The following is a 25592-nucleotide window of genomic DNA, read 5'->3' as shown; positions in this document are numbered from 1 at the left end:
GCTGACATGTATAGGCACAGATAGTCCTGTATTTACAAAAAGGGTGCATAGTGACAGTACTTTTCTGCATTTTGCTACAAAGCAATGATTGTATGCCGCTGATAAATACATAGAATAGTAAATAACTGAGAGACTTGCTATTTATTGAAATTTTAATTATCAATATTTTAACCATTTATAAGGACGCTTTATGAAAACCACCCCAGCTGCTGAAAAACTACCGAATACAATCGATCCTAGCTTGGATCTTGATCAAGTCAAAAAAGAATGCCTAGGCATGGTAAAAAAACGCGCCAGAGTATCTGCAGGTGTTGCTGTTATTCCTGTACCTTTTTTTGATGTGGCGGTTGATGCTGGTATGTTGACGCAATTGATTCCTGAAATCAGTGAGCGCTTTGGTTTGATTGAAGATCGCCAGTCAGCCATCAATTTAGAGTCACGTGAAGTTCATTGGAGCGCTGTTAAAGACCGTACGGTAGACTTTGCTGGTCTGATGGCAACGCGTGGTATCGTCAAAAAGACAATTCAAGGCTTCGGTGGTCGCATCGCTGCAAAACAGGTTACTAAGTTTATCCCATTGGGCGGTCAATTGGTTGCTGCTACCATGGGCTATACCATCTTTAAGAAGATCGCTACTGACCATATCAATGAATGCTACAAGCTAGCAAAAGATATTCAGCAAAAAGAACACGGCAAAAACGTCTAATATCAGTCATATTTTTCAAAAGGCCAGCTGAGAGATATTCTCTTAGCTGGCCTTTTTTATGCATTATCTAGTTGAAAGCTGACCCCAGCCATTGGTTCATGATGTCATTGCGATGTTTTACTGATAATATACAGCTTTAGAGACTACCCAACACCTTAAAGGATTACTTCATGAAAAAACTTTTGGCTTCAACAGTCATGCTAGCCACTTTTGCGCTAGCTGGATGTACCACGACAGGTGCTACAAATAACGGTACAGGTACAGCAATCGGCACCGCAAACGAGATTGGCATGAATGTCTTTAGAGCTGCGATCGACAACCAATGCCGTAGCCAAATTGAAAAACAAACCGCTTGGCGTGTTGCCAGCGTCGCCATGACAGAAGCACAGCAAGAATCGGTTAAAACCAACGTTTGTGGTTGTGTCAGTGAGCAAGCACCGCAGCAAGTCACCATTGTTGAGTTGGGCAATGCCGCTATTGATTCTCAGTATCGTACTCAGTTGGTAGCGCAAGTAGTCGCAAAATCACTACAGAGCTGCTATGCAAGTTTTGTTCAATAGAATATATAAGCATGAAAAAATAGCGAAAAAAAAGGGGTGCATTATAAGTAATGCACCTCTTTTTTTGCTACTCAGCTCTATACTACGCAGCCTAGAACTTGTTTTCGTCCACTGGATTTTGCGATATAGCAGCGGTAAAAGGAAGCACTTGGCTACGACGAAAGTACTTAGAAGAGCTATCAATAATTTTATCTACTTCCTTGATTAAATCATCGATTACGTCATCATAGATACCATGATACAGCTCTTTTTCAAATGCTGTAAATGGGTGCTTACGCGATGCCGAACCTACTTCTGTTACCCCTTCTTTACTATAAAAAATATCTACGCGGCCGTCACTATTTAGCACACAGTTCAATCGACCCCCTTCGAGTTCCATCTCTACCCGCTCAGGCATAAAAATATAATCATCCACATTGATGAGCTTTTTTTCTACTTCTCTTTTAAAAAACGACTTGATATCAAACATAGTACAGTACATCCCTAACTTTATAATTATTAGATACGTGAGCATGCCCATTTGTATATTATTTATACGACATTTATATATGTGCTTATCGGGTCACGCCTTACTGAACCATCCTATAAGATAGAAAAAAGTTATTTAAGGTACAATATGTAAAACTGCGTTTGATGTTGGTAAAAACCCGCGGTCAATTTTAGTGTCGGAACATAAATAAAGGTATATAAAGTAGAAAATGAAATTGCTCAATAGCACCTTCCCTACTGTATTATCAAACTACAGCAACGGGCTTGGTTAGACCCAGCCTTTATCACGAAATGATTTGAGCACTTTTACAAATACTGCCATCTCATCAGGTCTGCCAAGCGTTAGCCGATTAAATCCAGTGATTGGCGCAAACTCCCGACCGACTGCGATACCATGATCTCGCATTCTATCAATGTATGTTTGTACGTCTCCATTTATTTCATGAAATATAAAGCTGGCTTGCGATGGCAGGTAGCGCAAACCCAGCTCATCTAACGTCTGCTCAACCATCTGACGCGATTGATTGGCTGTGTGCAAGCTCAATGCCAGAAAATCTTTATCATCGAGAGTCGCTAGCGCAGCTACAGCACCTGATAAGTTGGTATTATCAATCGAGATGAAAGCCTCTAGTTTGGCTATCATTTGCGGGTTAGCTACGGCATAGCCGACACGCATGCCAGCGAGCGCACACAGTTTTGAAAAAGTACGCACAACGACAAGGTTATCCGATTGCTGCTGGCTGAGCCATTCAATACCACTCTCAAAGCTAGAGTCTGTCACGTACTCTGAGTAGGCTTCATCTAATAAAAAATAGTGATTGGCTGGTGCAGACTGTACCCAATTTTTTAATGCTGTAGTATCAGTAATCGTTGCAGTTGGATTGTTAGGATTGCACAGATAAAGCAAACTGATACCATCAAAGTCATCAGCCACTGCTTGCATACGTTGCCAGTCAAAGGCATAGTTTTTGGGCGTTAAAGGCACTTTTACCACAGGTACATCAATGGATGTCGCATATAGCTCAGCATAGGCAAAGGTTGGATGCGGCACGATGACTTGAAAACTTTTGCCTTCTATCAGAGATTCATTTTTTAGCATTTGGACAACGGTACGGATGTTTTCACTAGAGCCACTACCTAGTGAGATCTGGTTCTCTGCTACGCCGTTTATTTCAGCGATTTTGGCAATCAGTGCTGCACGCTGATCATCAGGATAACGAAAACCGATGTCTAAAGAGTTGATAACAGCTTTTTTGGCAGCCGCTGACATACCCAGTGAGTTTTCATTGGAGTTAAGTTCTATCAAATGGTTGGTAAGCACAGTAAATAATACGCCTAGTTTATGACCATTCCAAAAATTCAGTCTTGGATGACAAGCTCATATATAAAGCCTGGTACAAGTTTTGGAATGCGATGTGGATAGTAAGGGTGATGCGCGTATGATAAGTGGCACTAAAAAGTATTACAAGCACTCTACTATTGAATAAGCCATAAAAAAGGTGAAGTACTCAATAAGCACGTCACCTTTTTCGTTTATCAAACCAAGCGATCAGATTAGATGTGCTTTTAGTTCAAGCACTTTGTCACGTGTTTTTGCTGCTTCTTCAAACTTCAAATCACGCGACATTTGCTGCATTTGCTTCTCTAAGCGTTTGATCTCTTTAGCCAGCAGATCAGGACTACGTAAGATATTGATGTCGACATCAGGTAGGTTACTCTTAACTGGGATAGCTTGATTATCATTGGCATCCACGCTTTCACCCGTATCAATCTTATCCGTGATACTACGGCGCGCACCTTTTGGCGTAATATTGTGCTCAAGGTTAAAGGCTATCTGCTTGTCACGACGACGATCAGTTTCATCTATGGCTTTTTGCATACTTGGCGTAATGCGATCAGCATAGAGGATAGCCTTACCATTCAAGTGACGTGCAGCACGACCAATCGTCTGAATAAGTGAACGCTCAGAGCGCAAAAAACCTTCTTTATCGGCGTCAAATATCGCAACTAGCGATACCTCAGGCATGTCCAAACCTTCACGTAACAGGTTGATACCGACCAACACATCATGCACCCCAGTGCGCAGCTCATGAATGATCTGCATACGCTCGACAGTATCAATATCCGAATGTAGATACGCGACTTTTACATCGTACTCTTTAAGATAACTCGTCAAATCCTCTGACATGCGCTTGGTCAATGTGGTGATCAATACACGCTCGTCTTTTTCACGGCGTTTGGTAATTTCAGACAGCACATCATCAACCTGCGTCAAGACAGGACGTATCTCAATCTCAGGATCGATCAAACCAGTTGGACGGACGACCTGCTCTACTACCTGTTCGCTATGCTCAAGCTCATACAAAGCCGGCGTCGCACTGACATAAATGGTTTTGGGCTTGATACGCTCCCACTCTTCAAACTTCATCGGGCGGTTGTTCATTGCACTTGGCAAACGGAAACCATAATTGACCAAGTTTTCTTTACGTGATCTATCGCCTTTATACATCGCGCCAATTTGAGAAACCGTCACGTGCGACTCATCGAGGAACAACAAGGCATCCTCTGGAATATAATCAAACAGCGTCGGCGGCGCCTCTCCTGATGGACGACCAGAGAGATGCTGTGAGTAGTTTTCAATACCGTTACAGTAGCCTAGCTGCTGAATCATCTCAAGATCGTACTGAGTACGTTCCTTTAGACGCTGTGCTTCAATCAGCTTGTTGTTATCACGGAAGTATTCTAAGCGTGGCTCTAGCTCCTCGCGAATAGTATGGCTGGCAGCTTCTAATTTATTGCGCGGGGTCACATAATGTGATTTTGGATAAATCGTAATACGTGGCACGCTGCGTACTGTTTTCCCTGTTAAAGGATCAAACCACGTAATCTTCTCGACTTCGTTGTCAAATAAATGCACACGTACGGCTAGCTGCTCAGACTCAGCAGGATAAATGTCAAGCAGCTCACCACGTAGTCGATACGTACCACGGCCGAAATCTAACTCGTTACGTGTGTACTGCATTTCTACCAAACGCTTGATAGTCGCCGTACGGTCTATGTTGTCGCCCACCACAACATGCAATAACATTTTTAGATAGCTCTCTGGGTCACCCAAACCGTAGATACAAGATACCGAGGCCACAATAATGGCATCACGGCGCTCTAAAAGTGCACGCGTAGCAGACAGACGCATCTGATCAATATGATCATTGATGGCACTGTCTTTTTCGATAAAAGTATCACTGGCAGCAACATAGGCTTCTGGCTGATAATAGTCGTAATAACTAACAAAGTACTCGACAGCATTGTTAGGGAAAAACGATTTAAACTCACCATATAGCTGAGCGGCCAGTGTTTTGTTGTGCGCCATGATAATGGTCGGACGCTGCGTCTCAGAGATAACCTTTGCCATGGTATAAGTCTTACCAGAGCCTGTTACACCTAACAATAGCTGCTCATCCATATCAGAGTTGATACCATTGACCAGTTTTTTTATCGCTTGCGGCTGATCGCCTGCCGGCTCAAAATCGGTAACCATCTCAAAAGCACGACTCGATATTTGCGTCCCTGACGCATTGACACCAGTGATTTCAGCTTCACCTTGGAGCTGTGTGGCCAACTGGTTTAACTGACGCGATGAACGCGGTTCAGGCATTCGCATAATTGATTTCTTCTTATTAACGTTTATAACAATATGGGGTTCAAACAGCGGATTTTAAAGGACAATAATGCCGCATATCTAAGGTTTATAAGTATTGGCTGATAAGGATTTTTATTAAGCAAAGCGCGAGTATGTAAAAGCGCTATTTACTGGACGAATAGCCTCAATAGTAGCGGATAAATATTGCATCGTTATAAAAAACGCACACAGCCTCTGATAAATTTACAAAGATTTTCACGGTTAACAAACCATTTACACGACCACTTAACAAAGCCTAACACTCAGGGGTTCCATCATAGATTTAAGCTGCTATTATCGATCATGAATTAACAAGCAAGTAGATGACACTTGATTAAACAACAAAGTTAGTTGAATGCTAAATCTTACAGATAACAAGTTTTAAGTCGTAAGTCTATCTTTTGCTATCAATCGATTGTCATCAAATAAGAACTAATAAAAATACATTGGATATTTAATTCAGTATAATAATTTTAAACAAATAACGGAGTACAATATGAGAGAACGTTACGCAAGTGGAATTTCGGACGAGACTGCAAAGAAAATGATTGATTTGCTAAACGCAAACCTAGCAAACGTTATTGATTTAACTCTAGATGGCAAACAGTGCCATTGGAACCTACAAGGTACTGGGTTTATCGGTGTGCATCAGTTATTAGATGAAACATCAGATCGTATTCTTGAAGTGTCAGACACGATCGCTGAGCGCATTGTTATCTTGGGTGGTCAGCCGAATGGTCTAGCTAGTCGCGTCGCAAAAGAATCTATTTTGGATGATTATCCAACCGATATTACTGAAGTAGATCAACATGTTCGTGAGCTAACTGGTCGTTATAAAAAAGTAGCAGAGACCTTGAGAGAAGCAATCGCTACTGCTGGTGATGCAGGTGATGAAGATACTGCTGATTTGTTTACCGAAGCAAGTCGTATTGTTGACAAAGATGCATGGTTCATCGGTGCCAACGCGCCAAAGAAATAACAATTTCATCTTTTTTTGATGATTTTAGATAGATATTTTAGATTTAGAAAGGCCACCAATATTGGTGGCCTTTTTTGTGCTTTTGGTATTTTTCAACGACTAATTTATTATATGTACAATCTTTTAATCTCATAGTGACTCGAACTACTTTTCAAGCTGAAGAGCCTTAATCTCTGCTACCATTTTCGGTACAGTACTTTTTACTTTTTTCATAGTGGACTCCATAGCAATAGGCATCACTTTTTCCATATAATCGTTGAGCATAGCAGGTTGTTTGTCGATGATGCTTTGACCTATTTCACTACTATAGAAGGCTATCTGAGCGTCAACTTCTCTTTGGTCAAAGTGTTGTTTCGCTGTCTGCATATAGACGTTGATAATCTGCTTATTCATATCTCCTATTTGGCTACTATTTGTCATTTCTTTACTATACTTACTAACAATCTCATCGAAACGTTGGCGTTTTTCTTGGCTTATGTTATCACTAGATATCGAAGATAGTATTGACTGCGTGACCTGTTCTGCCATACCACTGCTATTAGAAATATCGTTCGCTCGCTCTACAACCTTAGTCACTTCTGCCAATCGTACTAAAGAACTGTCCGTTGGCACAGCGGCTTGTGTGGATAGCATAGGTATGAGTATCAGTCCTACGGCACTCAATGACATAGAAAATACGGTATTTCTTGAAAAAGCTTTCATATGATTATCACTTGATTGTTGTGGATTAAGTTTATAATGAAATATCTGATAAAGTCAAAAGATCAGCATTTGGCACCGATAGTGTCAAAATAGCTTCCTGAAATATAGGATTGGCTCGAAATAGGTTCTCAACCTCTTCGAATTTCTGTGCAATCTGCTCTTCTTTTTGGTTACCTTTGATATCTACAGCCGCAACCATAAACATTTTTTTGGGACCGACCCACTCTAGGTGTAGATATGACACACTATCGATATCTGGATGATTAAGTAGTTCGCCCAAGACGTACTCATGCATGCGTTCAGCAACTCGATGTCCTACCAAAAAGTCTCGGTTACGACTGATCAAAAAGATAGCGACCGCTCCCAGTAGCAAACCTACAATGATAGAGCCTAGCGCATCCCAATATGGCTCTCCTGTATAAGCATGCATACCCATCGCGGCAGCCGCAATCACCAAGCCAACAACAGCTGCCAAATCTTCAAAAAACACTCCGCGCAGCGTTGGGTTAGAGGTATCTACTACATAGCCAATCGCGCTAACATCTAACGCTTCGCCATGTTTCTTACTTTGTCTATAGGCCTGAATCAGTGAGAACCCTTCAAGCACAAATGCTACTGCTAGAACAATAAAAGCGACCGTATAATTGGTCTCAGACTCCGTAGCATTCCACTCTTTGATACCAGTATAGATAGAGACAATTGAACCTGCGGTAAATACACCAAACGCAGCAATCATCGACCAAACATAGGATTCTTTGCCATAGCCTAATGGATGGCTCTTATCTGCAGGTTTTATAGACTTTTTTTCTGCCACAATGAGTAATGTGCCGTTACCGGCATCTGCCCACGAATGAGCGGCTTCTGCAATCATCGAGGCAGAGCCTGTCATAAAAGCAGCAACTGATTTTGCAATTGCGATAATAAGATTGGCACCAACCGCAATCAATACCGTAACGAGTGAACCTGAATGCTCATCATTGATTTCAGAATAGTTGTTGGTATTAGAGTTTAGGCTGGTATCATCTGATACTTTTGGATGACTGGCACCGCGAGCACGAGAGGGCTGTGCTTTAGGAGAGGATGATAGATGACGCTGGGGATTAGCGATAGATGGTTTTAGGCTCATGCTGGACTCACTAAAGAACAGGTTGATACTGAACGTATTTACTATAGATGAATAAATTGGAATACACATCAGCTTAAAGTAAGCGCGCTACAATATCAGTGTCTTTTTAGTGAGTCGTTACACAGGGTAATGATGGCTAAATATTCAGAATTGAAAAGCTATTCGTTCTGTTTAGTTTCTTGTTTTATTTAGCCTCATTATCATGCTTATCGAATTTTTGGCTTATGCTCTCAAAGTCGCAGCTTGGGCGATGTGAGCTTTCCATACGTTGCTGTTTGCGCTCTTTTGCTGCGTCAGCTCGGCACTGCTGCATTTCGTTTTTTATATCGAGTGGCGGCGCAGGGGTTGGTTTACCATTATCATCGATAGCTACCATCGTAAAGTAACAACTGTTGGTATGGCGCACTGTACGAGCACGTACGTCTTCTGCCTCAACGCGAATACCTACTTCCATCGAAGTGTTACCTACATAGTTGACACTCGCTGCAAAAGTAACCAACTCACCCACATAAATAGGCTCACGGAACATCACTTGATCGACAGACAGTGTCACTACATAGTTCCCGCTATAGCGACTGGCACAGGCGTAAGCAACCTGATCAAGCATCTTGAGCAAGTCACCACCGTGTACATTACCGATGAAATTTGCCATATCAGGCGTCATCAATATCGACATATACAACTCGTGGTTTAGTGGGGCTTTTTTGGCAGTTGAGCTGGTATTGTATTGTGGCATAATATTCCTTAATGGGTTTGACATTTATTATGCCTACCATTTATACAGTAGGTCAGCCTATAGCACAAACAGCCCTCTGTCAGTAAACAGTCTAGGTTATGTAAATCACCGCTCTACAAGTAGAGCGATATGTCAGTACTATATATATATACGACATCATAGAGAGCAAGACGATATACCTTAACCTTAGCTCAACCAATGAAAACGATAAGCAAGCCAAGCAACAATCGCACTGACGGAACCTGTCAAAACACCGCCCCACACAAAATCAACCAGCGCCGTATCTAATGTAAATCCTTTATAAAGTGCCAAGTTGGTAAAGTCATAGGTACCATAAGCCATCAAACCAATCAAACCGCCAAGTAAAAAGATATGACCAACTGATGCGCCTGCTTTAATTTGTGGATATAAAACCAATATACAAAGTGCCAGTATATAGAACATATAGAACACACCAGCAGCCATCATATTTGGCTCATCAGCCAAAAGATGACCAATGCGCGACTCATAAAAAGCGCCTTTCATGGTCGTCAACCAAACAGCGTCAACACCCAAGAAAATAACCACAGCGGCAAGATAGATAAAAACGTAGCCCATAATGATATCCCTTATCAAATGAATAAAAACTATAATGTCAGCCGCGGCTGAATGAAATCTAGAAATGCTAAAATACGCGACGATACAGCACTGTTTCTATAATAAACCGCCTGTATCGATTCGCGATTGTTCGGTCTGTCTACCGCCTCAGGCAGTACCTCAATCAGTCGCCCAGACTCTATGTCTTTGCCAATCATAAAATGAGACAACAGCGCGATGCCTTGATGCGCCAAGCATAGCTGCCGCAGGGTCTCGCCACTACTCGCGGTCATATGAAAACTAAGATCCACGGACGACGTCAATGGCCAACTCGCAAGCTTTGATGCGTCATTAAAACTGATCAATTTGTGATGGATCAAGTCTGCGACATCAGTGACTTGGTTATGGCGATATAAATATTCAGGACTGGCTACCAGACGCAGTTTACTTCTGCCTAGCATACGCGCGTGCAAGTTTGAGTCTTTTAAGTCACCGATTCTAATCGCAAGGTCAGTTTTGTACTCAAGTAAATCGATAATATTGTCATGCGATGTCAAATCAAGCGTAATATGCGGATACTGCTGCACAAACTCACCTACCAATGGCGTGAGTTGATGCAAAACAAACGGACTGGCTGCATCAATTCGTAAGTGTCCACTTGGCGCTTGCTTTAACAACTTAATCGCCTCTTCACCAGTATGCAGAGTATTTAAACTCTCACGTGCATATCGGATAAAGACAAGCCCTTCCTCTGTCAACTCTAAACGTCGCGTCGTTCTATTTAGCAGTGTGCATTGCAGCGTACCTTCGAGTCTGGACACAGCACGAGATACTTTAGCGACCTGCTGATTTAACAAGTTAGCAGCGCCAGTAAAACTGCCCGTATCCACTACCGTCAAAAATATCTCTATATCTTCTGTTCTAGCATGTCCTGTCATTACTGCTACCTTTACAAAACTGACAAAAGTATTTTGTCATTTGTGCTGTTTTTTGCAAACTATAAGTACGTCAAACTACGCACATCATTTAATGCTTAGGATGTCGTTATGCCACTCGCTTTATGGGCGCTCACGCTGAGCGCATTTGCAATCGGGACAACCGAATTTGTCATTGTTGGGTTAGTACCAACTATCGCAGCTGATCTAGGCGTCAGCTTGCCTTCTGCAGGGCTACTGGTCAGCTTATACGCGGTGGGCGTCGCTATTGGCGCGCCCATACTCACTGCACTCACTGGTCGCTGGAATCGCAAAATAGTGCTCATGAGCCTCATGGGTTTATTTGTCATCGGCAACTTGCTCGCTTGGCAAGCGCCCAGTTACGAGACGCTGATACTTGCACGTATATTGACCGGTCTGGCTCACGGCGTGTTTTTCTCCATTGGCTCTATGATCGCCACCAGTTTAGTGAGTAAAGAAAAAGAGGCCAGTGCGATTGCCATTATGTTTACCGGACTCACTGTTGCGCTAGTCACTGGTGTACCGCTCGGCACATGGATCGGTCAGCATTTTGGCTGGCGTGCCACGTTTTTGGTCGTCTCGGTACTGGGCGTCATCGCTTTGATTGGCAGCGCTTTACTGGTACCCAAAAACCTCAAACAATCCATTCCTGCAACATTTAAAGAACAACTGCAAGTCATCGTAAAACCACAATTGCTGCTGGTATACCTGATGACTATTCTTGGCTATGGTGGTACGTTTACAGCGTTTACTTACCTTGCCCCTATTTTGGAACAACAGACCAAATTTGCACCTTCTGCTGTTGCCCTCATCATGCTGGTATACGGTGTATCCGTTGCCATCGGCAATATTTGGGGCGGCAAACTTGCCGACAAACGTGGTCCTATTAGTGCGCTTAGTATAATATTTAGCGCACTTAGCATTGTCTTATTGCTGTTTACCTTTACGATGCAATCAAAAGTTGCAGCGGTGCTGACTATCTTAGTATGGGGTGCTTTTGCCTTTGGAAACGTGCCTGGTCTACAGATCTACGTCGTCAAACAAGCCGAAAAATACACACCAAATGCTGTCGATGTCGCCTCTGGGTTGAACATTGCTGCATTCAATATCGGTATCGCACTCGGCTCTATTATCGGCGGCAGCGTGGTCGAAAACTTGAGCTTGCAAGATACCGCTTGGATCGGTGCTGTTATCTCTTTGATGGCATTGGCAGTGACACGCTATTCGGGCGCCCTTGATAGACGGTCTGCACTAGCTTCCTAAGTCTGTCAGCACATCGGTCTCATACTCTACTGGTAGTATGAGACCGCACAAGCTTGGCGGCCAAATCTTATATACTTATACCGAGACTGTATCTGTCACACCTGCATCGTTAAATGTTCCTTCATTATCTGAGACCGTCCTGTTGTTCAAAACAGCAGCTGGCAAATCAGAAAAATGCAAGGTATCGATATTGTTTGGTTTTACTGCAGTGACCTGCACCACACCAATGGTGCGCTCCAAAAACCCACCTTCGCAGTAGCAGAAGTAAAACTCCCACAAGCGTATAAAGGCATCATCATAGCCAAGCGCTTGGATCTCTGTACGCTGTGCCAAAAACGCAGCACGCCAATCACGTAATGTATAAGCGTAGTCAAAGCCATAGTCGTGTAGTTGCTTGATGACCATGTCCGTCTGCTCAGTGAACTGAGTGGTCAGCTCTTGGTTAGAGAGCAGGCAGCCACCTGGGAAGATATGCGTCTGGATAAAATCGACCGAACCGATATAATCTTGGTAGTTTTGATCATTGAAAGTGATCGCTTGAAGTACCATAAGACCCGTTGGTTTAAGTAGGCTGTCACACTTAGCAAAAAACGTTGGCAAGTACTCATGCCCTACCGCTTCAATCATCTCAATACTGACCAGCTTGTCGTATTGTCCCGTCAGCTCGCGGTAGTCTTGCTTGAGTAGCGTGATCTTATCTGACAGACCTGCTGCCTCGACGCGCCGCTGTGCCTCATCGTACTGAGCATCAGATATAGTCGTGGTCGTCACATGACAGCCATAATGTTTGGCTGCATAGATAGCAAACCCACCCCAACCTGTGCCAATTTCAATCACATTGTCATCAGCGCTGAGCTGTAGGCGCTGGCATATGAGCGACAGCTTATGCTGCTGGGCATCACTGAGTGTCATGTCAGGCGTGGGATATACCGCCGATGAGTACATCATCGTATCATCCAAAAACCGCTGATACATGTCATTACCCAAATCATAATGCGCTAAAATATTAGACTTAGAACCCGATTTGTCGTTACTACGTAGCTGATGCTTGGCTTTTTCGAACGCCTTACTAATACCTGCAAAACGATTTTCAAGCTTGTTTAGCACGGCTAAGTTGCGAGCCGCCAAGCGAATCAAACCTGTCAAATCATCCGTATCCCATTCGCCATTGATATAGCTGTCCGCAAGCGCGATTGAGCCGCCTAACAATAGCTGGCGATATACGGCGCTATCATGAATTTTTAAGGTGACATGTAGCGGATGGCGACCCACTGCCGAGCTGCTTGCTGCATTGGACTCGACCTTGCCAAAACTGCTCGTCTTTGATTCTGGCTCAGCAAATGTTTCAATTAAAGTAAGACTGCCAAACTGAATATGCTGCAGTGCACGAAATATAAGTTTTCGAGCGACATTGTTTACGCCATCGCTTACTGGCTGTAGCACAGCGCTTTCATTGACGACTTTGCTCATGCGAGCGCTTAATTTCTCTAGTGTTGTGACTGGTGCTCTGTCGGTCGGTCGTGCTGACATCGTATGGTTGTCCTTGTCTAAGTGCTTTGTATTTTGGAATTGAGTATATAAAGGGTATGGCTACGTTTTAAGTTGATGCATCTTAAGATTTTGACTTTTGAGGTTATGGAGCGCTAATCCTCTAATCGTTCAGGCTTTTTTATGATGCGTACTTTTCTGCTGGCTGTCAGCTAGTTTTTCGTCATAATTGACGTAAGGTACTTTTTTGATCGCGTATAGCTTAAAAGCATGCCAATAGATACGTACTAAAGACGTGGTATTCATCAATGGATTTTTGCGCAAGCTATTACGCACAGAGCGATCTGTCATCGGTACGCCCGATATTTTTATACCCGTTTTTAGGACTTCGCCGCGCTCATCACTGATATTGATAGCGATACGAACCTGTAATCCAGTAGTTGATTGCTCATCTGCCATATCTGTACTGCTACGCTTAACTGTGACCTGCCAGCGATATAACTGATCAATAGGGTTGAAAGGTGACACGTGGAAGTTTTTATCATGACAGAACTCGGTGTCCTCCCCTTCTAACAAAAACCCATAGTAGTGACGCTTATCCCAGGGCGTATTGGAAACTTCAGCCAGCAAATGCGTCGGTGTCTGCTGCTCGTCAAACCCTAAGTAGAAATTGACTGGGCTAAAATACATACCTGCATTGCGGCAAACGAGTAATCCCAACATATCCCCTGTAGGTGTACTGCCTGCATGCTCCAAGAATGCTTGGCTCAAACGCTGCTCTAATGCTTGATCAGGCTGAATATTGTTATCTACCTTTTTATCGTCACTTAGGCTATTAGAATGTTGCAAATAGTCTTCAGGGCAGAACCGTTGTAGCGCCTTTGATTTTGCAGAAAACAAAGGCAATGCTTTTGCCAGTAATTGCTTTGGCAATATCGTACTCAAAGGTGATGTTCTGATAGTCTTATGATCGCTGAAGGCTGCTGTACTGATTTCAGGCAGCGCGTGACCTGCTGCCAGTGCGCTAATATTGACCCCCCAATAGCGATACGGATAAACAAACTTATTGATACTGGGTAGCAAGCGACTGTGCCATGTCGTACCCTCAAATAACTGATGCGGCACTATAGGACGCTTACGAGTTAGATCATGCGCGGGCATAGCATTAGCAGATTGAATGGGTGTGGCCATAGACAGTCTCATTTTTAACGTCATATTTTTATAACATACATTCTTTAAAATATCGTGATATTACTTGGCTTTACGGCGACCAAATAAACCACGTTTTTTAGGTTGGCTGCTACCCCCCGTCTCACTCTGTAGACGCGCAGCGTATTCAACCAGCTCTTGATTGGTGGTCGCAATAATCACCTGACGTTTATCTAGCTTGCGCTGTTTTGTGTCAGCCTTTACTGGCAGGTCTTTATAGCGAAACGGCGTATGTGTACTCGTAGCGTCAGGCAAGTGTGCTGGATCAACCTCATCTTTGATATCGATATCATAACCGAGTGCCTGACAGACACGTAGACCACTGCGTACGCCATCTTCGTGGAACCCATTGAACCAATAGGCACCGCAAAAATGAGTGTGCAAGCCGGCACCAGATATATTTGACCACTTGGTTTGTGCATCAACCATTGTGAGATCAAATACTGGGTGACTATAATCAATGCTTTTAATGATTTGTTTGTCATCTATATCATGGTTAAGCGTAACCAAATAATTATGCTTTTTGGTTAGACGTTGCAAGATATTCATATGGTAGGTCAGCACGGGCTTTGCAGGTGTTTTCGTATTTACGTCATTTTGTTTATCACCTGTTTTAGCACCTGAAATACTCTCATCTATCAGGTAATTCCAACTTGCCCATGCCAATGGCTTCTTGGGTAAAATACTGGTATCGGTATGTAGTACAGCGGTGTTTTTGGTGAAGCGGAAATGACTCAGCACCTCAGATTCATTGGTGCTGGCATCTTTCAAGATACTCAATGCCGTATCTGCATGACAGGCAAAGATAACTTCGTCAAATACAAGGTGTTCGGTATCGCTATCATCACCTTTGTTCTGGACAGTCAATAACACTTGCTCACCATCACGCGCCACAGACTGGACTGGGCTATTTACTCTCACTTTACCGCCCGACTTGATAAAACGTGGAATCAACTTATTGACGTATTGTTTTGAGCCACCCTTGATCGTAAACCACTGTGGACGATTGACCACATCGAGTAGACCATGATTGTCAAAGAACTGCGCAAAAAACACCAGCGGGAAATCTTGCACTTCATCCAAGCTGGTCGACCAAATAGCAGAGACCATCGGCAGCAGATAGTTATCAGTGAACAGCTTACCGTAGCTTTCTTGCGCTAGGTAGCCGCCAAGGGTTTGCGTGGTAAAACCGCTAACATCCTCTCCTTGTACGCGTGCATTATCATAGTCTTGACGCAACTGCTTGATATGGTTATTGAACTGTAATATATCTTTTATAAATTGCCAAAACTTTGGATTAAGGACGTTTTTGCGCTGTGATAATAAGGTATTTAACGTATGACCGTTGTATTCAAATCGACGCGCCGTGTTTTTTACCGAAAAGCTCATGTCCGTCGATTGAAACGGTACTTGTAGCTCGTGAAGTAAACGAAAGAAATTCGGATAGGTACGCTCATTAAAAACAATGAAACCGGTGTCTATTGCACTACTCTCTTCATTAGCGCTCTTTGCCTTTTTGCCATCCTGTAGTGCCACATCAATAGTATTTACATGCCCGCCGATATAATCGTTGGCTTCAAAAACGGTCACTTCATGCTGCATACCCAAGTAATGCGCACAAGTCAATCCTGATACCCCTGAGCCAATGATGGCAATACGTTTTTGCACGGGCTGACCGCCTGAATTTTTTATGTTGCTGTTATCGGTTTTTTGGCTGGTTGCACGCTTGGCGCGAATAAACGGCATAAAGGCATTCCCTGTTATATTTTTACTATGTTAGTGAGTCATATATTCTGTGATAAATTATTTTTTATTCAGCTTTTCACTGACTTGCTGCCAGACCAGATCAGGCAGCGTACCCAATGCTTTTAGTGGCATAGTAAGTTTTTTGGGAAACTCGATAACCTCATGACCGCTATCGATACCATCACGGATGGCTTGACTTGCTTGCTTTGGCGTCTGGATAAACGGCATAGGAAAGTCATTTTGCTTGGTCATTGGCGTCTCGACAAAACCAGGTACGACAAGGCTGACCGACACCTCATGTGGCGCCAAGCTAATTTGTAGCGTTTTCATCAGGTAATGTATCGCTGCTTTTGAGCTACCATAAGCTTCAGCACGCGCAAAAGGCACATAAGCAGATGCAGAGCCGATACCGACAAGGCGACCTTTTGAAGCAATCAGATGTGGTAATACTCCTTCGATAGCATGAGACAACGTACCCATATTGACTGACATGACTTTCATAAAGGCGCTGCTATCGAAATTTGGCATGTCCAGATATTCACACATGCCAGCACCGCAAATCGCGAGATCAACCGTTTCGATTTTTGCAAAAGCTTCAACGACTTTATCTCGATCCATCAGATCCAAATCAATCGTTTCTGCACCCAATGACTTAAGTTCGTCTAATGCCTCGTCATCGCGGCCAACGGCGTAGACAGTGTGTCCTTCTAGCAGGTAATCTTTTGTTAACTGATTGCCGATACCAGATGTCGCACCTGTGATGAGAATATGTAGCTTTTCAATAGAATTTGTCATGGTAAATGTCCTTTTTAATATTCTTATAGTATGAAATATATGTTGTGAAGTGTGCCTTTCAGCCAGAATCTAAGGAGACTTATCTCGGAAAACCACACGAGACTCTTCAATGAAGATTATTTGTCTTGCTTGCCTTTGACTGACTGTCTTATTTCTAACATGCTGTATTGACTCGGGCACCGTATTGATTGATTTTGATTAAGCTATAAGCCATCTTATTTAACAAACCTAAATAATTATAGTGTATGGCGATAGGTTTATTGTTGTGACTTCGCAATTGCTGATATAAAAGCGCAATATCTTCGCAAAGCTTTAGCCATTCAGACAGGCAACAATATTAACAGATGGTACGGTTCGCGATATCGCAACCGTTTACTATCGTTTTGTCATAGAGGCGATAAGACAGCTCTATACGGGCATGCTACAATATCAAGATAGCCATACGTACATTAGTGAACCGGTTCGTTGATGGGCAAATAAAGGCTATCTTCATGACAAAATGAGACTGGCGTTATTATTGTTCAAGCCACTTAACATCTTGTCATGACAGCTATAAAAACATTAAATCATTCATATCAGATTTTCTCCAATCCCACTCCCATATAAAAAAGGATCTCTCATGAGCGAGTTGCAACTGTCTGACCGCGTCAATAGCATCAAACCTTCTCCTACGCTAGCGATTACTAACAAAGCCAAAGAACTAAAAGCAGCTGGTAAAGATATTATCGGTTTGGGCGCTGGCGAACCTGATTTTGATACCCCTGATCACATCAAAAAAGCAGCAATCGATGCAATCAATGACGGCTTCACCAAGTATACTGCTGTCGATGGTACGCCAGAGCTAAAAACCGCTATCATAGAAAAATTCAAGCGTGACAACGATATCAGCTACGAGCCAAACGAGATCCTAGTATCGGTCGGTGGTAAGCAGTCATTCTTCAACCTTGCCCAAGCCTTTATCAACCCTGGCGACGAAGTCATCATCCCAGCACCATACTGGGTCAGCTATCCTGACATGGTTATCATCGCAGAAGGCGTACCAGTCATCGTTAAGTGCCCAGCTGAGCAAGACTTTAAAATCACCCCTGAACAGCTAGAAGGTGCCATCACTGACAAAACCAAAATGCTGGTACTGAACAGCCCTTCTAACCCAACGGGTATGATCTATACGCTAGATGAGCTAAAAGCCATTGCTGAAGTATTGAAAAAGTACCCACACGTCTATGTGGCGTCTGATGATATGTATGAGCACATCCGCTGGACAGGTGATAAGTTCTACAATATTTTAAATGCAGCGCCTGAGCTAAAAGACCGTGCCATTATCTTGAATGGTGTGTCTAAGGCCTATGCCATGACCGGCTGGCGTATTGGTTATGCTGGCGGCCCTGCCAAACTCATCGGTGCGATGAAAAAAGTACAGTCACAGTCTACTTCATGCCCAACGTCTATCAGCCAGGTTGCTGCAACCGCAGCGATCAACGGTGATCAAAGTGTGCTTAAGCCAATGATTGAGGCGTTTGAGAAGCGTTGTGACTTGGTTGTAGATGGTCTAAATGCTATCAAAGGTATTACTTGCCTGCGTCCTGATGGCGCATTTTATGTGTATCCAAACATTGTGCCGCTCATCAAAGCGGCTGGTTTGTCTTCTTGTACTGAGTTTTCAGCTTGGTTATTAGATAAAGTTGGTGTGGCAGTCGTACCTGGTGATGCTTTCGGTCTTGGTGGCTATATGCGTATCTCTTACGCGACTGACGAGGCTACTTTAAAAGATGCCTTGTCACGTATCGAAAAAGCCGTTGCTGATTTAGACGTTGCCGAGTAACTAAATCAACGCCAATTAGTGTTGCCAGTATTCTAGTAGATCTCGTATCTTGATAAATAAAGACGCCACATATTCTCTATGTGGCGTCTTTTTTAGGTAGTCTTTGGTTAGTTTTTGCCAAAAACCTTCTCTCAAGCTATTAAAATGATAATTTTTACTAATTATGCAAAAAAACGCTTGACGTATTTTTTATCTTTGCTAGAATACGCCCCACTTAGCAAGAACTCGTTAGAGGCTTCTAAGGCTCGTTGTAAGCGTTCAAATACTTACAACCTATTCTCCAATAGCTCAGTTGGTAGAGCAACGGACTGTTAATCCGTGTGTCCCTGGTTCGAGCCCAGGTTGGAGAGCCACATTTTAGTAGTAAACCTTTTGAGTCACTATAGATTCAATTATGGCATTTGCCAAAACCCCCATCAGTTTGATGGGGGTTTTTTTATGCTTATTATTTAGAATAATTTAGCGCTACACTTATTCCAACGTTTCGATAAGCGTCTGCATTTCTTTTAGCTCACATTTTTGTGTCTCAATAATATCATCGGCAAATTATAGCTGCTGAGCGATGGACTCAATATCTGCATATACTTGATTTATACCGTCCTTATTCATTTGCATAATTTGATAAGGCGAGAACTGGTCTTGATACTCCATACCTGGGCTACCGACTGGCATACCAGGTACAGCGAGCCCAATAGCTTGCTCTGGTGGGTTCTGTAAAAACTCTGCCACATACTTCGCCGGGACATGACCTTCAAAGATGTAGCCATCGGTCGTCACTGCCGTGTGACAAGAACGCATCTCATTAGGAACGCTATAGCGGTCTTTAATCAATGACAAATCAGCTGGGTGCTGGGCTGTCGAGACTAGCCCGTGCGTCTGTGCATGATCTATCCACTCTTTACAGCAACCACAGTTGGCATCTTTGTAGACGGTTGCAGATACATTCTTCAAAATACCAGTCTGGCTTGCTTGTGTCGCTGCTGTAGACTCTACTACCGCTTCAACGTTTGCATCTTTACTGGTATTGACACTTACCTCATCAGTATTATCAGACTGTGCGCATGCCGACAATAGAAGCGCAGTAACCAATACAGCTGCCCCGCGGATTGGCATTAGCAAATACTGACGAGGTTTGAGGATGGTGTTCACAGTAAGCATTGTCATTTTATACCCTCATTTTAGGTAAAACACGGATTGCATGGAGACCTTATCATGCCCAAACAAAGCTGATCATCGATACATTTATCAAATTGGCGTTCTAGTAAAGCGGGCTTGCTAATGCTTTGATTAGCTTGACAGCATAGGCAACCAAACAACCAAAGCTAACAATGTTACGAGTAGCACAGGAGGCGTAATCAACAAGCCTATTTTTATATACTGTCCCCAGCTGATTTTATAGTCTTTTTCTGCCAGTACATGCAACCATAATAAAGTGGCAAGACTACCAATCGGTGTAAACTTGGGGCCCAAATCATTGCCGATCACATTGGCATAAATCATCAGCTCTCGCGTCGCTGCGGGCACTTGAGCCTGATCAATCGCTAGCGCGCCGACCAAAGTCGCTGGCATATTATTCATGATAGACGCGATAATAGCAGATAAAAACCCAGTTCCTACTGTGGCAATGACTGCGCCCTGCTCTCCCAACCAATTAAGGATTTGTGCGCCATATGCAGTGAGACCTGCATTACCTAAACCATAAACCACCAAATACATACCAATGGAGAATAACACGATTTGCCAAGGTGCATTACGTAACACCTCACTCACAGAAACGACTGCACTGCGCCCGCCTTGCCACAAGCGACCAGCAATGGCCATCAAAACAAGGGCGGCCGCACCAGTGACAAGTGAAATCGGCAGCCCTAACGGTTCAGTCGCAAAATAGGCAAGAAGCAGCAAGCTCAATAACGGAAATGCAGCCCGAAACACCAATGGATCTGTAATAGCAGACTCTGGAGCACTTAAGTTATCAACTGGATAGCGCTTAGGGATATGACGCGCGTAAACAACCCATAGTACCAGTAGTGTCGCCAATACAGACACGATATTGACGGGTACCATGACCGCCGCATAACGACCAAACCCAATATCGAAATAATTGGCACTGACGATATTAACCAAGTTTGACGTAACCAAGGGCAGACTTGCCGTATCAGCGATAAAGCCTGTTGCGATGATAAATGCCAAAGCTGACGGCGGCGAAAAATTCAAACGCAGCAAGATAGCAATCACAATGGGTGTTAGTAATAGCGCTGCCCCGTCATTGGCAAAAAATGCAGAAATAAAGGCGCCAAGCACGACAATCATCGGAAATAGCAAGCGCCCTTGACCATTACCTAGCCTTGCCACATGTAGTGCCGCCCAGCCAAAAAACCCTGCCCGATCTAGGATAAGCGAGATGATAATCAGCGCCACAAAAGTAAAGGTTGCATCCCAAACAATATCCCAAACAATACCGACATCTGATAGCTGCACCACACCGAACACCAACGCGACAAGCGCGCCACCCATAGCGCTCCAGCCGATACCCAATCCTTTAGGCTGCCATATAACCAATACTAAAGTAACCACAAAAATAGCAAATGCAAGCATGATGCAACCTTACTTAAGCTGACTTTGTTCAGCCGATTTTTTATAAAAGACTAGATCGATTTTTGATTAACGCGATTTGATACTTGCTCAGCACTTTCAACGCGTTCTGAATAGCGATCGGTAAGGTATGCTGAGCGTCCGCGTGTGAGCCAAGTAAATTTCACCAGCTCTTCACAGACGTCAACCAGACGCAGGTATAAAGGCGACATATCCATACGATTGTCATCGTTGAACTCTAAGAACGCTTTAGGGATCGAAGATTGATTAGGGATAGTAATCATCCGCATCCAGCGTCCGAGAATACGCATTTGATTGACCGTATTAAAGCTCTGACTACCACCACTGACTTGCATCAGCGCTAGTGTTTTACCCTGAGTGGGTCGCACGCCACCTAGTGACAATGGTATCCAGTCGATTTGTGCTTTCATGATACTAGTGATACTGCCATGGCGCTCTGGACTCACCCACAGCATGCCTTCAGACCACTGTGCCAGCTCCCGCAATTCTTGCACTTTTGGGTGGTCCGAATCTACATCGTCAGGCAACGGCAAACCAGATGGGTCAAACATCTGCACTTCACAACCATACCAACGTAGCAACCGGCTCGACTCTTCAGCAGCTAATCTAGAGAATGAGCGCGCGCGGACAGAGCCGTACAACACCAGTATTTTGGGTGGGTGACGTGAATCATTTGGTGCAATAAGAGACTTAATATCGATAGGCTGTAGATTATCGATATCAATATTGGGCAAGTCATCAATATTAGAGGTCGTCATAGATGGCTGCGTAGCCTTAGCGTTTACCATGAGAGACAACCTCGCCATCTTCTTTGGTAAAGCTGCTTATTGGGTTATCTAACAGCTCAAAAACTCGCTCTGAAGGACGACATAAAGCTGCGCCCTTTTCGGTTACTACGATAGGACGGTTGATTAAGATAGGATGCGCGATCATCGCATCGATAATGTGATCGTCAGAGAGTTCAGGATTATCTAGCCCTAGCTCATCATTGATAGCTTCTTTGCTTCTTAATAGTTCTCTCGGAGAGATTTGCATTTGCGCTAATAGCTCAACCAAACGATCGCGCGTCGGTGTATTTTTTAGATACTCCACTACTTCTGGCGTTTCGCCTGATGCCTTAATAATAGCGAGGGTATTACGAGAGGTACCGCAATTAGGGTTATGAAAAATCAATGGCTTCATAGTGATATTACCTATTAAGTGTGTGTCTTTTAAGTGAAAGGCGTTTAAGTGAGTGCCGTTATTGAATGGATAATAGGTTTAATGATGGCTTTGTTCGGCAGACGCATCCATTCGGCAGCCACTCAAACTATCCATAAGTGAGGCGCACAGCTCTGGATGCCCTGCACAGCAGTCTTGGAGTAAGAATTGAATGACGCTGTCCATATGGGAGAGTGATGCTCGATAAATGATTTGCCGACTGTGTCGTTGAGAGACTACCCAGCCTGCTCGTGCTAGCACCGCTAGATGAGCTGACATCGTATTGTGCGGCACACCAAGCTGACGGGCTATTTCGCCCGCAGGGAGACCTTCAGGCTCGTGGCTGACCAGCAGCTTAAAAGCCTTTAATCGAGTATCTTGAGAGAGCGCAGCAAAGCTTGCAATAGCATTAGTTATTTCCATATGTCCAATAATACAGACATATTAAAAATAGTTCAATGTTTTTTGAACGAGGTTTTCATTTCTTAGAGGTATCAGGCATTATTCATCATGGCATGATAAATCAAACCAACGCACCTTAGTAATGCACCACAAGCATTAGCAATTATCAGTTTCAGAAGTAAGACTGGATAGGAAATAATTTGATGCTACGGCTTGATATAGTATTACCTACCTTGGCAACTTATTATTTTTTTGCGCGTTTAAATACCCTACCAACATGAATCAAGCTAATTAGCTTAATTAGCGGTTTGATAAGTAGTTGTGCGCTGCCAAGGATGAATAGCCATGTACCGTCCGTCGTCAACGATTCTTTCAAAAAGAAAAAGCTACCAATCAAAAACCAAACAGCAATGAGTAAATCATTCACTGCACCCAAAGCGTCATATCGTCGCTGTATGACAATATGCTCTTGCCCAACATCAACATCTAATGCCTTGTGGTCACTCAAAATTTATCCTTTACTTGCATGTATTTGAGTCATAGATATATCAATTGGCCAGCATCTCTGTCAACAAGCTACTGTAAAAAACCTACTAAATAAGACGTCTGTTTTTAACTTCACTAACTAACGTTCAATAACTTTATTACATTTATAGAATTTTTAAACCTGAAAACAGCATACATGAGACGCTAAATATCGATCCAAAAAATCGCTGTTTATTGGATGAATACCTATATAAATATAAAGTTAATATATGTTATTGTATATTGATAGATATTAAGAAAATCTCAGTGAGTAAGAATTCAATCAGACAAATCAATGTAACTAGTAAGATGCTACTGGCAAAAATCTCATTTGACATAATTATAATAAGGAAAAGACCATGCTATTAGAAAAAATTAAAACACCTGGACTGTCTCACCTATCCTATTTGGTAGGCTCTGGTGGTAAGGCAGCGGTGATTGATCCGCGTCGTGACTGCGCGATATATGTAGAAAAAGCGCGTGCAGCAGGGCTTGAAATCACACATATTTTTGAGACGCATCGTAATGAGGATTTGGTCTCTGGCGCCCCTATTTTAGCAGCCTTGACAGGGGCTATCGTCTTGCACGGACCAAACCCAGAACAACCTATTGTCTACGCTCAGACAGCACGTAATGGTGATTGCTTCATCATCGGTCAACTTGAAATCCATGCTCTGGAGACTCCTGGCCATACCGATGATCATCTGGCTTATGCACTGTTTGATACCGCATATCCAGACAAAGCCGTCGGCGTCTTTACAGGCGATGCACTATTCGTCGGTGATGTGGGCCGTACCGATTTCTATCCTGATCGTCGCAGGGAAGTGGCAGGTCTACTTTATGACTCGTTACAAGACATTCTAGCACTTGGAGATCAGGCCATTATATATCCCGCTCACGGTGCTGGTTCAGTATGTGGCTCAGGTATGGCGGAGCGTGAGTTTTCTACTGTTGGTCATGAACGAATGAATAACCCGCGTTTGCAGATTACTGATCGTGAGGCATTTATTGACTTTAAGACTAACGAAAACCATTATCAACCGCCCTACTTTAGGTTGATGGAGCGTCTCAACATGGAGGGCGGTGAAGCACCTCCTACTGTTATGCGTCCTCGTAGCCTCTCGCTCAAGCAGCTGCATGACTGCGGTGCCGATCATCTCATCGATATTCGTGAGCCAATGGCCTATGCATCCGGACACCTGCCTGAATCGATGAGCTTACCTGTCAATATGCTACCTGCATTTGCTGGGTGGTTTATTGAGGAAGGACAAAGCTTGGCACTGATTGCTTCTGATGAAGAGCAACTAGCGACTGCAATGGAGCATCTGGTACGCATTGCTTTTGATAATATTGTCGGGGGCTATGTGGGTGTCGTTCCTGCTGCTGCCCAAGGCGCGCGGATGCAGCGAACCCCTATGATTGACACCTCTGAAGTAAAAAATCGTCTGGACAATGCTCAGAACTGGACTTTGCTAGATGTACGTGATATCGACGAGAGAAACGATAGTGCGATTGAAGGCTCACAGCATATCTATGTTGGTCATCTGAACAAGCGTTGGCGTGAGCTCGACCAGAGTCGCCACTATACCTTGATGTGTGCCAGCGGAGCTCGAGCAACGATAGCAGCAGGATGGCTTGCTAGTCGAGGTTTTGAGCATATTGATATCTATCTAGGATCAATGGGCGCATGGCAAGCAACGCGTGACTAACCCTCTATCTGTAGCTAGAGCCTATAATGAGCCAAACGTGTCATAAATTATAGATAATACACTTTAAGCAAAGCTCCTTTAAAACGCTGTATCTAAAATAAATATGATGACCCTTCTTTTATTCAATACAAGACTGATGTAAAAGAAGGGTTCACGCTCTAGCTGACCTTTAATTGATATGACTTAACTACATATAAATTATAATTCTAGATTATAACTCTTACTATATTTTCTTATCTGACTTATAACTCATAAAACATAGATAAAAACACAGGCACAAAAAAACCCCAAACAACCTAATGTTTGAGGCG

At 43.4% G+C, this 25592-nt stretch carries 24 protein-coding genes and 1 tRNA gene; 7 read left to right on the top strand and 18 right to left on the bottom strand.

The genetic code is table 11. From position 1 onward, the window contains the following. The first annotated feature begins 190 nt into the window (after positions 1 to 190). Positions 191 to 706 (top strand): hypothetical protein, encoded by a 516-nt coding sequence (locus tag ACTXGL_RS08345; RefSeq protein WP_319050587.1) that lies wholly within the window; start codon positions 191 to 193, stop codon positions 704 to 706. Between the two features lie 170 nt (positions 707 to 876). Continuing rightward, positions 877 to 1266: a hypothetical protein gene (locus ACTXGL_RS08340; RefSeq protein WP_443526166.1), complete on the top strand. Its 390-nt coding sequence runs from the start codon at positions 877 to 879 to the stop codon at positions 1264 to 1266. A 91-nt stretch (positions 1267 to 1357) separates the two neighbouring features. Here the strand turns inward: ACTXGL_RS08340 and ACTXGL_RS08335 are convergent, their stop codons facing one another. The 3 genes from ACTXGL_RS08335 to uvrB all read right to left on the bottom strand — a co-directional run bounded on the left by ACTXGL_RS08335 (position 1358) and on the right by uvrB (position 5416). Continuing rightward, the gene (locus tag ACTXGL_RS08335) at positions 1358 to 1735 is read right to left on the bottom strand and encodes a hypothetical protein (RefSeq protein ID WP_319050589.1); all 378 of its coding nucleotides are present in this window, start codon (positions 1733 to 1735) and stop codon (positions 1358 to 1360) included. A gap of 288 nt (positions 1736 to 2023) precedes the next feature. After that, a complete protein-coding gene (locus tag ACTXGL_RS08330) occupies positions 2024 to 3076 on the bottom strand; it encodes a pyridoxal phosphate-dependent aminotransferase (RefSeq protein WP_443526164.1) in 1053 nt (350 codons plus the stop codon). 228 nt (positions 3077 to 3304) lie between these two features. Further along, the gene (uvrB, locus tag ACTXGL_RS08325) at positions 3305 to 5416 is read right to left on the bottom strand and encodes an excinuclease ABC subunit UvrB (protein WP_443526162.1); all 2112 of its coding nucleotides are present in this window, start codon (positions 5414 to 5416) and stop codon (positions 3305 to 3307) included. Between the two features lie 514 nt (positions 5417 to 5930). On the opposite strand from uvrB, the gene dps reads away from it, so the two are divergent. Next, entirely contained in the window at positions 5931 to 6413 is a 483-nt protein-coding gene (gene dps / locus ACTXGL_RS08320) for a DNA starvation/stationary phase protection protein Dps (protein ID WP_319050592.1), read from the top strand. A gap of 144 nt (positions 6414 to 6557) precedes the next feature. On the opposite strand, the gene ACTXGL_RS08315 is transcribed toward dps, so the two are convergent. The 5 genes from ACTXGL_RS08315 to ACTXGL_RS08295 form a co-directional block, all read right to left on the bottom strand. After that, positions 6558 to 7115, bottom strand: a complete 558-nt coding sequence (locus tag ACTXGL_RS08315; RefSeq protein WP_443526160.1) for a DUF2059 domain-containing protein — start codon at positions 7113 to 7115, stop codon at positions 6558 to 6560. 31 nt (positions 7116 to 7146) lie between these two features. Beyond that, positions 7147 to 8241, bottom strand: coding sequence for a cation diffusion facilitator family transporter (locus tag ACTXGL_RS08310; protein WP_443526158.1), 1095 nt, complete (start codon positions 8239 to 8241; stop codon positions 7147 to 7149). Positions 8242 to 8425: 184 nt separating this feature from the next. Further along, positions 8426 to 8977, bottom strand: a complete 552-nt coding sequence (locus ACTXGL_RS08305) for an acyl-CoA thioesterase (protein ID WP_443526156.1) — start codon at positions 8975 to 8977, stop codon at positions 8426 to 8428. Between the two features lie 186 nt (positions 8978 to 9163). Continuing rightward, positions 9164 to 9574 carry a DUF2177 family protein gene (locus tag ACTXGL_RS08300; RefSeq protein ID WP_319050595.1) on the bottom strand — a complete coding sequence of 137 codons (411 nt, stop codon included), beginning with the start codon at positions 9572 to 9574 and terminating at the stop codon, positions 9164 to 9166. A gap of 29 nt (positions 9575 to 9603) precedes the next feature. Next, positions 9604 to 10491, bottom strand: coding sequence for a LysR family transcriptional regulator (locus ACTXGL_RS08295; RefSeq protein WP_443526155.1), 888 nt, complete (start codon positions 10489 to 10491; stop codon positions 9604 to 9606). 108 nt (positions 10492 to 10599) lie between these two features. Between ACTXGL_RS08295 and ACTXGL_RS08290 the strand changes: the two genes are divergently transcribed. After that, positions 10600 to 11772: an MFS transporter gene (locus ACTXGL_RS08290; RefSeq protein ID WP_443526153.1), complete on the top strand. Its 1173-nt coding sequence runs from the start codon at positions 10600 to 10602 to the stop codon at positions 11770 to 11772. A 75-nt stretch (positions 11773 to 11847) separates the two neighbouring features. Here ACTXGL_RS08290 and ACTXGL_RS08285 read toward each other — a convergent pair whose 3' ends face one another. The 4 genes from ACTXGL_RS08285 to ACTXGL_RS08270 all read right to left on the bottom strand — a co-directional run bounded on the left by ACTXGL_RS08285 (position 11848) and on the right by ACTXGL_RS08270 (position 17010). Then, positions 11848 to 13302 (bottom strand): class I SAM-dependent methyltransferase, encoded by a 1455-nt coding sequence (locus tag ACTXGL_RS08285; protein WP_443526151.1) that lies wholly within the window; start codon positions 13300 to 13302, stop codon positions 11848 to 11850. A 129-nt stretch (positions 13303 to 13431) separates the two neighbouring features. Further along, positions 13432 to 14451 carry a DUF1365 domain-containing protein gene (locus ACTXGL_RS08280; protein WP_443526149.1) on the bottom strand — a complete coding sequence of 340 codons (1020 nt, stop codon included), beginning with the start codon at positions 14449 to 14451 and terminating at the stop codon, positions 13432 to 13434. 60 nt (positions 14452 to 14511) lie between these two features. Continuing rightward, the gene (locus ACTXGL_RS08275; protein ID WP_443526147.1) at positions 14512 to 16215 is read right to left on the bottom strand and encodes an NAD(P)/FAD-dependent oxidoreductase; all 1704 of its coding nucleotides are present in this window, start codon (positions 16213 to 16215) and stop codon (positions 14512 to 14514) included. A gap of 57 nt (positions 16216 to 16272) precedes the next feature. Next, the gene (locus tag ACTXGL_RS08270) at positions 16273 to 17010 is read right to left on the bottom strand and encodes an SDR family NAD(P)-dependent oxidoreductase (protein ID WP_443526146.1); all 738 of its coding nucleotides are present in this window, start codon (positions 17008 to 17010) and stop codon (positions 16273 to 16275) included. 619 nt (positions 17011 to 17629) lie between these two features. On the opposite strand from ACTXGL_RS08270, the gene ACTXGL_RS08265 reads away from it, so the two are divergent. Further along, a complete protein-coding gene (locus ACTXGL_RS08265) occupies positions 17630 to 18832 on the top strand; it encodes a pyridoxal phosphate-dependent aminotransferase (RefSeq protein ID WP_443526145.1) in 1203 nt (400 codons plus the stop codon). A gap of 277 nt (positions 18833 to 19109) precedes the next feature. After that, positions 19110 to 19185, top strand: a tRNA-Asn gene (locus ACTXGL_RS08260). Positions 19186 to 19378: 193 nt separating this feature from the next. On the opposite strand, the gene ACTXGL_RS08255 is transcribed toward ACTXGL_RS08260, so the two are convergent. From ACTXGL_RS08255 to ACTXGL_RS08230, 6 genes are all read right to left on the bottom strand, one after another. Further along, positions 19379 to 19945: a DUF411 domain-containing protein gene (locus ACTXGL_RS08255; protein ID WP_319050668.1), complete on the bottom strand. Its 567-nt coding sequence runs from the start codon at positions 19943 to 19945 to the stop codon at positions 19379 to 19381. Positions 19946 to 20119: 174 nt separating this feature from the next. Further along, positions 20120 to 21427 (bottom strand): arsenic transporter, encoded by a 1308-nt coding sequence (locus ACTXGL_RS08250; RefSeq protein WP_442967644.1) that lies wholly within the window; start codon positions 21425 to 21427, stop codon positions 20120 to 20122. Between the two features lie 50 nt (positions 21428 to 21477). Then, positions 21478 to 22233 (bottom strand): arsenical resistance protein ArsH, encoded by a 756-nt coding sequence (arsH, locus tag ACTXGL_RS08245; protein ID WP_443526143.1) that lies wholly within the window; start codon positions 22231 to 22233, stop codon positions 21478 to 21480. Continuing rightward, entirely contained in the window at positions 22220 to 22627 is a 408-nt protein-coding gene (gene arsC, locus ACTXGL_RS08240; RefSeq protein ID WP_319050603.1) for an arsenate reductase (glutaredoxin), read from the bottom strand. Before arsC ends, arsH begins: the two co-directional genes overlap by 14 nt. A 78-nt stretch (positions 22628 to 22705) precedes the next feature. Beyond that, on the bottom strand, positions 22706 to 23068 hold the full coding sequence (locus ACTXGL_RS08235) for an ArsR/SmtB family transcription factor (RefSeq protein WP_319050604.1): 363 nt from the start codon (positions 23066 to 23068) through the stop codon (positions 22706 to 22708). Between the two features lie 223 nt (positions 23069 to 23291). After that, positions 23292 to 23555, bottom strand: coding sequence for a YrhK family protein (locus tag ACTXGL_RS08230; RefSeq protein WP_319050605.1), 264 nt, complete (start codon positions 23553 to 23555; stop codon positions 23292 to 23294). Between the two features lie 376 nt (positions 23556 to 23931). On the opposite strand from ACTXGL_RS08230, the gene ACTXGL_RS08225 reads away from it, so the two are divergent. Further along, complete coding sequence (locus ACTXGL_RS08225; protein WP_319050606.1) at positions 23932 to 25281, top strand: MBL fold metallo-hydrolase; 1350 nt, start codon at positions 23932 to 23934, stop codon at positions 25279 to 25281. The last annotated feature ends 311 nt before the right edge of the window (positions 25282 to 25592 follow it).

Origin of the sequence: Psychrobacter sp. T6-6 (assembly GCF_052258185.1) — a bacterium.
Lineage (GTDB): Bacteria > Pseudomonadota > Gammaproteobacteria > Pseudomonadales > Moraxellaceae > Psychrobacter.
The sequence above is the reverse complement of the archived record's forward strand: the minus strand, read 5'-3'. Positions and strand labels throughout refer to the sequence as shown.

Excerpts from the sequence above, each read along its gene's own strand:
- ACTXGL_RS08290 (WP_443526153.1), top strand. The coding sequence starts at position 10,600 with ATGCCACTCGCTTTATGGGCGCTCACGCTGAGCGCATTTGCAATCGGG.
- ACTXGL_RS08335 (WP_319050589.1), bottom strand. The coding sequence starts at position 1,735 with ATGTTTGATATCAAGTCGTTTTTTAAAAGAGAAGTAGAAAAAAAGCTC.
- ACTXGL_RS08345 (WP_319050587.1), top strand. The coding sequence starts at position 191 with ATGAAAACCACCCCAGCTGCTGAAAAACTACCGAATACAATCGATCCT.
- uvrB (WP_443526162.1), bottom strand. The coding sequence starts at position 5,416 with ATGCGAATGCCTGAACCGCGTTCATCGCGTCAGTTAAACCAGTTGGCC.
- ACTXGL_RS08275 (WP_443526147.1), bottom strand. The coding sequence starts at position 16,215 with ATGCCGTTTATTCGCGCCAAGCGTGCAACCAGCCAAAAAACCGATAAC.
- ACTXGL_RS08265 (WP_443526145.1), top strand. The coding sequence starts at position 17,630 with ATGAGCGAGTTGCAACTGTCTGACCGCGTCAATAGCATCAAACCTTCT.
- ACTXGL_RS08305 (WP_443526156.1), bottom strand. The coding sequence starts at position 8,977 with ATGCCACAATACAATACCAGCTCAACTGCCAAAAAAGCCCCACTAAAC.
- ACTXGL_RS08280 (WP_443526149.1), bottom strand. The coding sequence starts at position 14,451 with ATGGCCACACCCATTCAATCTGCTAATGCTATGCCCGCGCATGATCTA.
- ACTXGL_RS08225 (WP_319050606.1), top strand. The coding sequence starts at position 23,932 with ATGCTATTAGAAAAAATTAAAACACCTGGACTGTCTCACCTATCCTAT.
- ACTXGL_RS08300 (WP_319050595.1), bottom strand. The coding sequence starts at position 9,574 with ATGGGCTACGTTTTTATCTATCTTGCCGCTGTGGTTATTTTCTTGGGT.
- ACTXGL_RS08315 (WP_443526160.1), bottom strand. The coding sequence starts at position 7,115 with ATGAAAGCTTTTTCAAGAAATACCGTATTTTCTATGTCATTGAGTGCC.
- ACTXGL_RS08310 (WP_443526158.1), bottom strand. The coding sequence starts at position 8,241 with ATGAGCCTAAAACCATCTATCGCTAATCCCCAGCGTCATCTATCATCC.
- ACTXGL_RS08295 (WP_443526155.1), bottom strand. The coding sequence starts at position 10,491 with ATGACAGGACATGCTAGAACAGAAGATATAGAGATATTTTTGACGGTA.
- ACTXGL_RS08270 (WP_443526146.1), bottom strand. The coding sequence starts at position 17,010 with ATGACAAATTCTATTGAAAAGCTACATATTCTCATCACAGGTGCGACA.
- arsH (WP_443526143.1), bottom strand. The coding sequence starts at position 22,233 with ATGGTAAACGCTAAGGCTACGCAGCCATCTATGACGACCTCTAATATT.
- ACTXGL_RS08285 (WP_443526151.1), bottom strand. The coding sequence starts at position 13,302 with ATGTCAGCACGACCGACCGACAGAGCACCAGTCACAACACTAGAGAAA.
- ACTXGL_RS08255 (WP_319050668.1), bottom strand. The coding sequence starts at position 19,945 with ATGCCAATCCGCGGGGCAGCTGTATTGGTTACTGCGCTTCTATTGTCG.
- ACTXGL_RS08235 (WP_319050604.1), bottom strand. The coding sequence starts at position 23,068 with ATGGAAATAACTAATGCTATTGCAAGCTTTGCTGCGCTCTCTCAAGAT.
- ACTXGL_RS08250 (WP_442967644.1), bottom strand. The coding sequence starts at position 21,427 with ATGCTTGCATTTGCTATTTTTGTGGTTACTTTAGTATTGGTTATATGG.
- ACTXGL_RS08340 (WP_443526166.1), top strand. The coding sequence starts at position 877 with ATGAAAAAACTTTTGGCTTCAACAGTCATGCTAGCCACTTTTGCGCTA.
- dps (WP_319050592.1), top strand. The coding sequence starts at position 5,931 with ATGAGAGAACGTTACGCAAGTGGAATTTCGGACGAGACTGCAAAGAAA.
- arsC (WP_319050603.1), bottom strand. The coding sequence starts at position 22,627 with ATGAAGCCATTGATTTTTCATAACCCTAATTGCGGTACCTCTCGTAAT.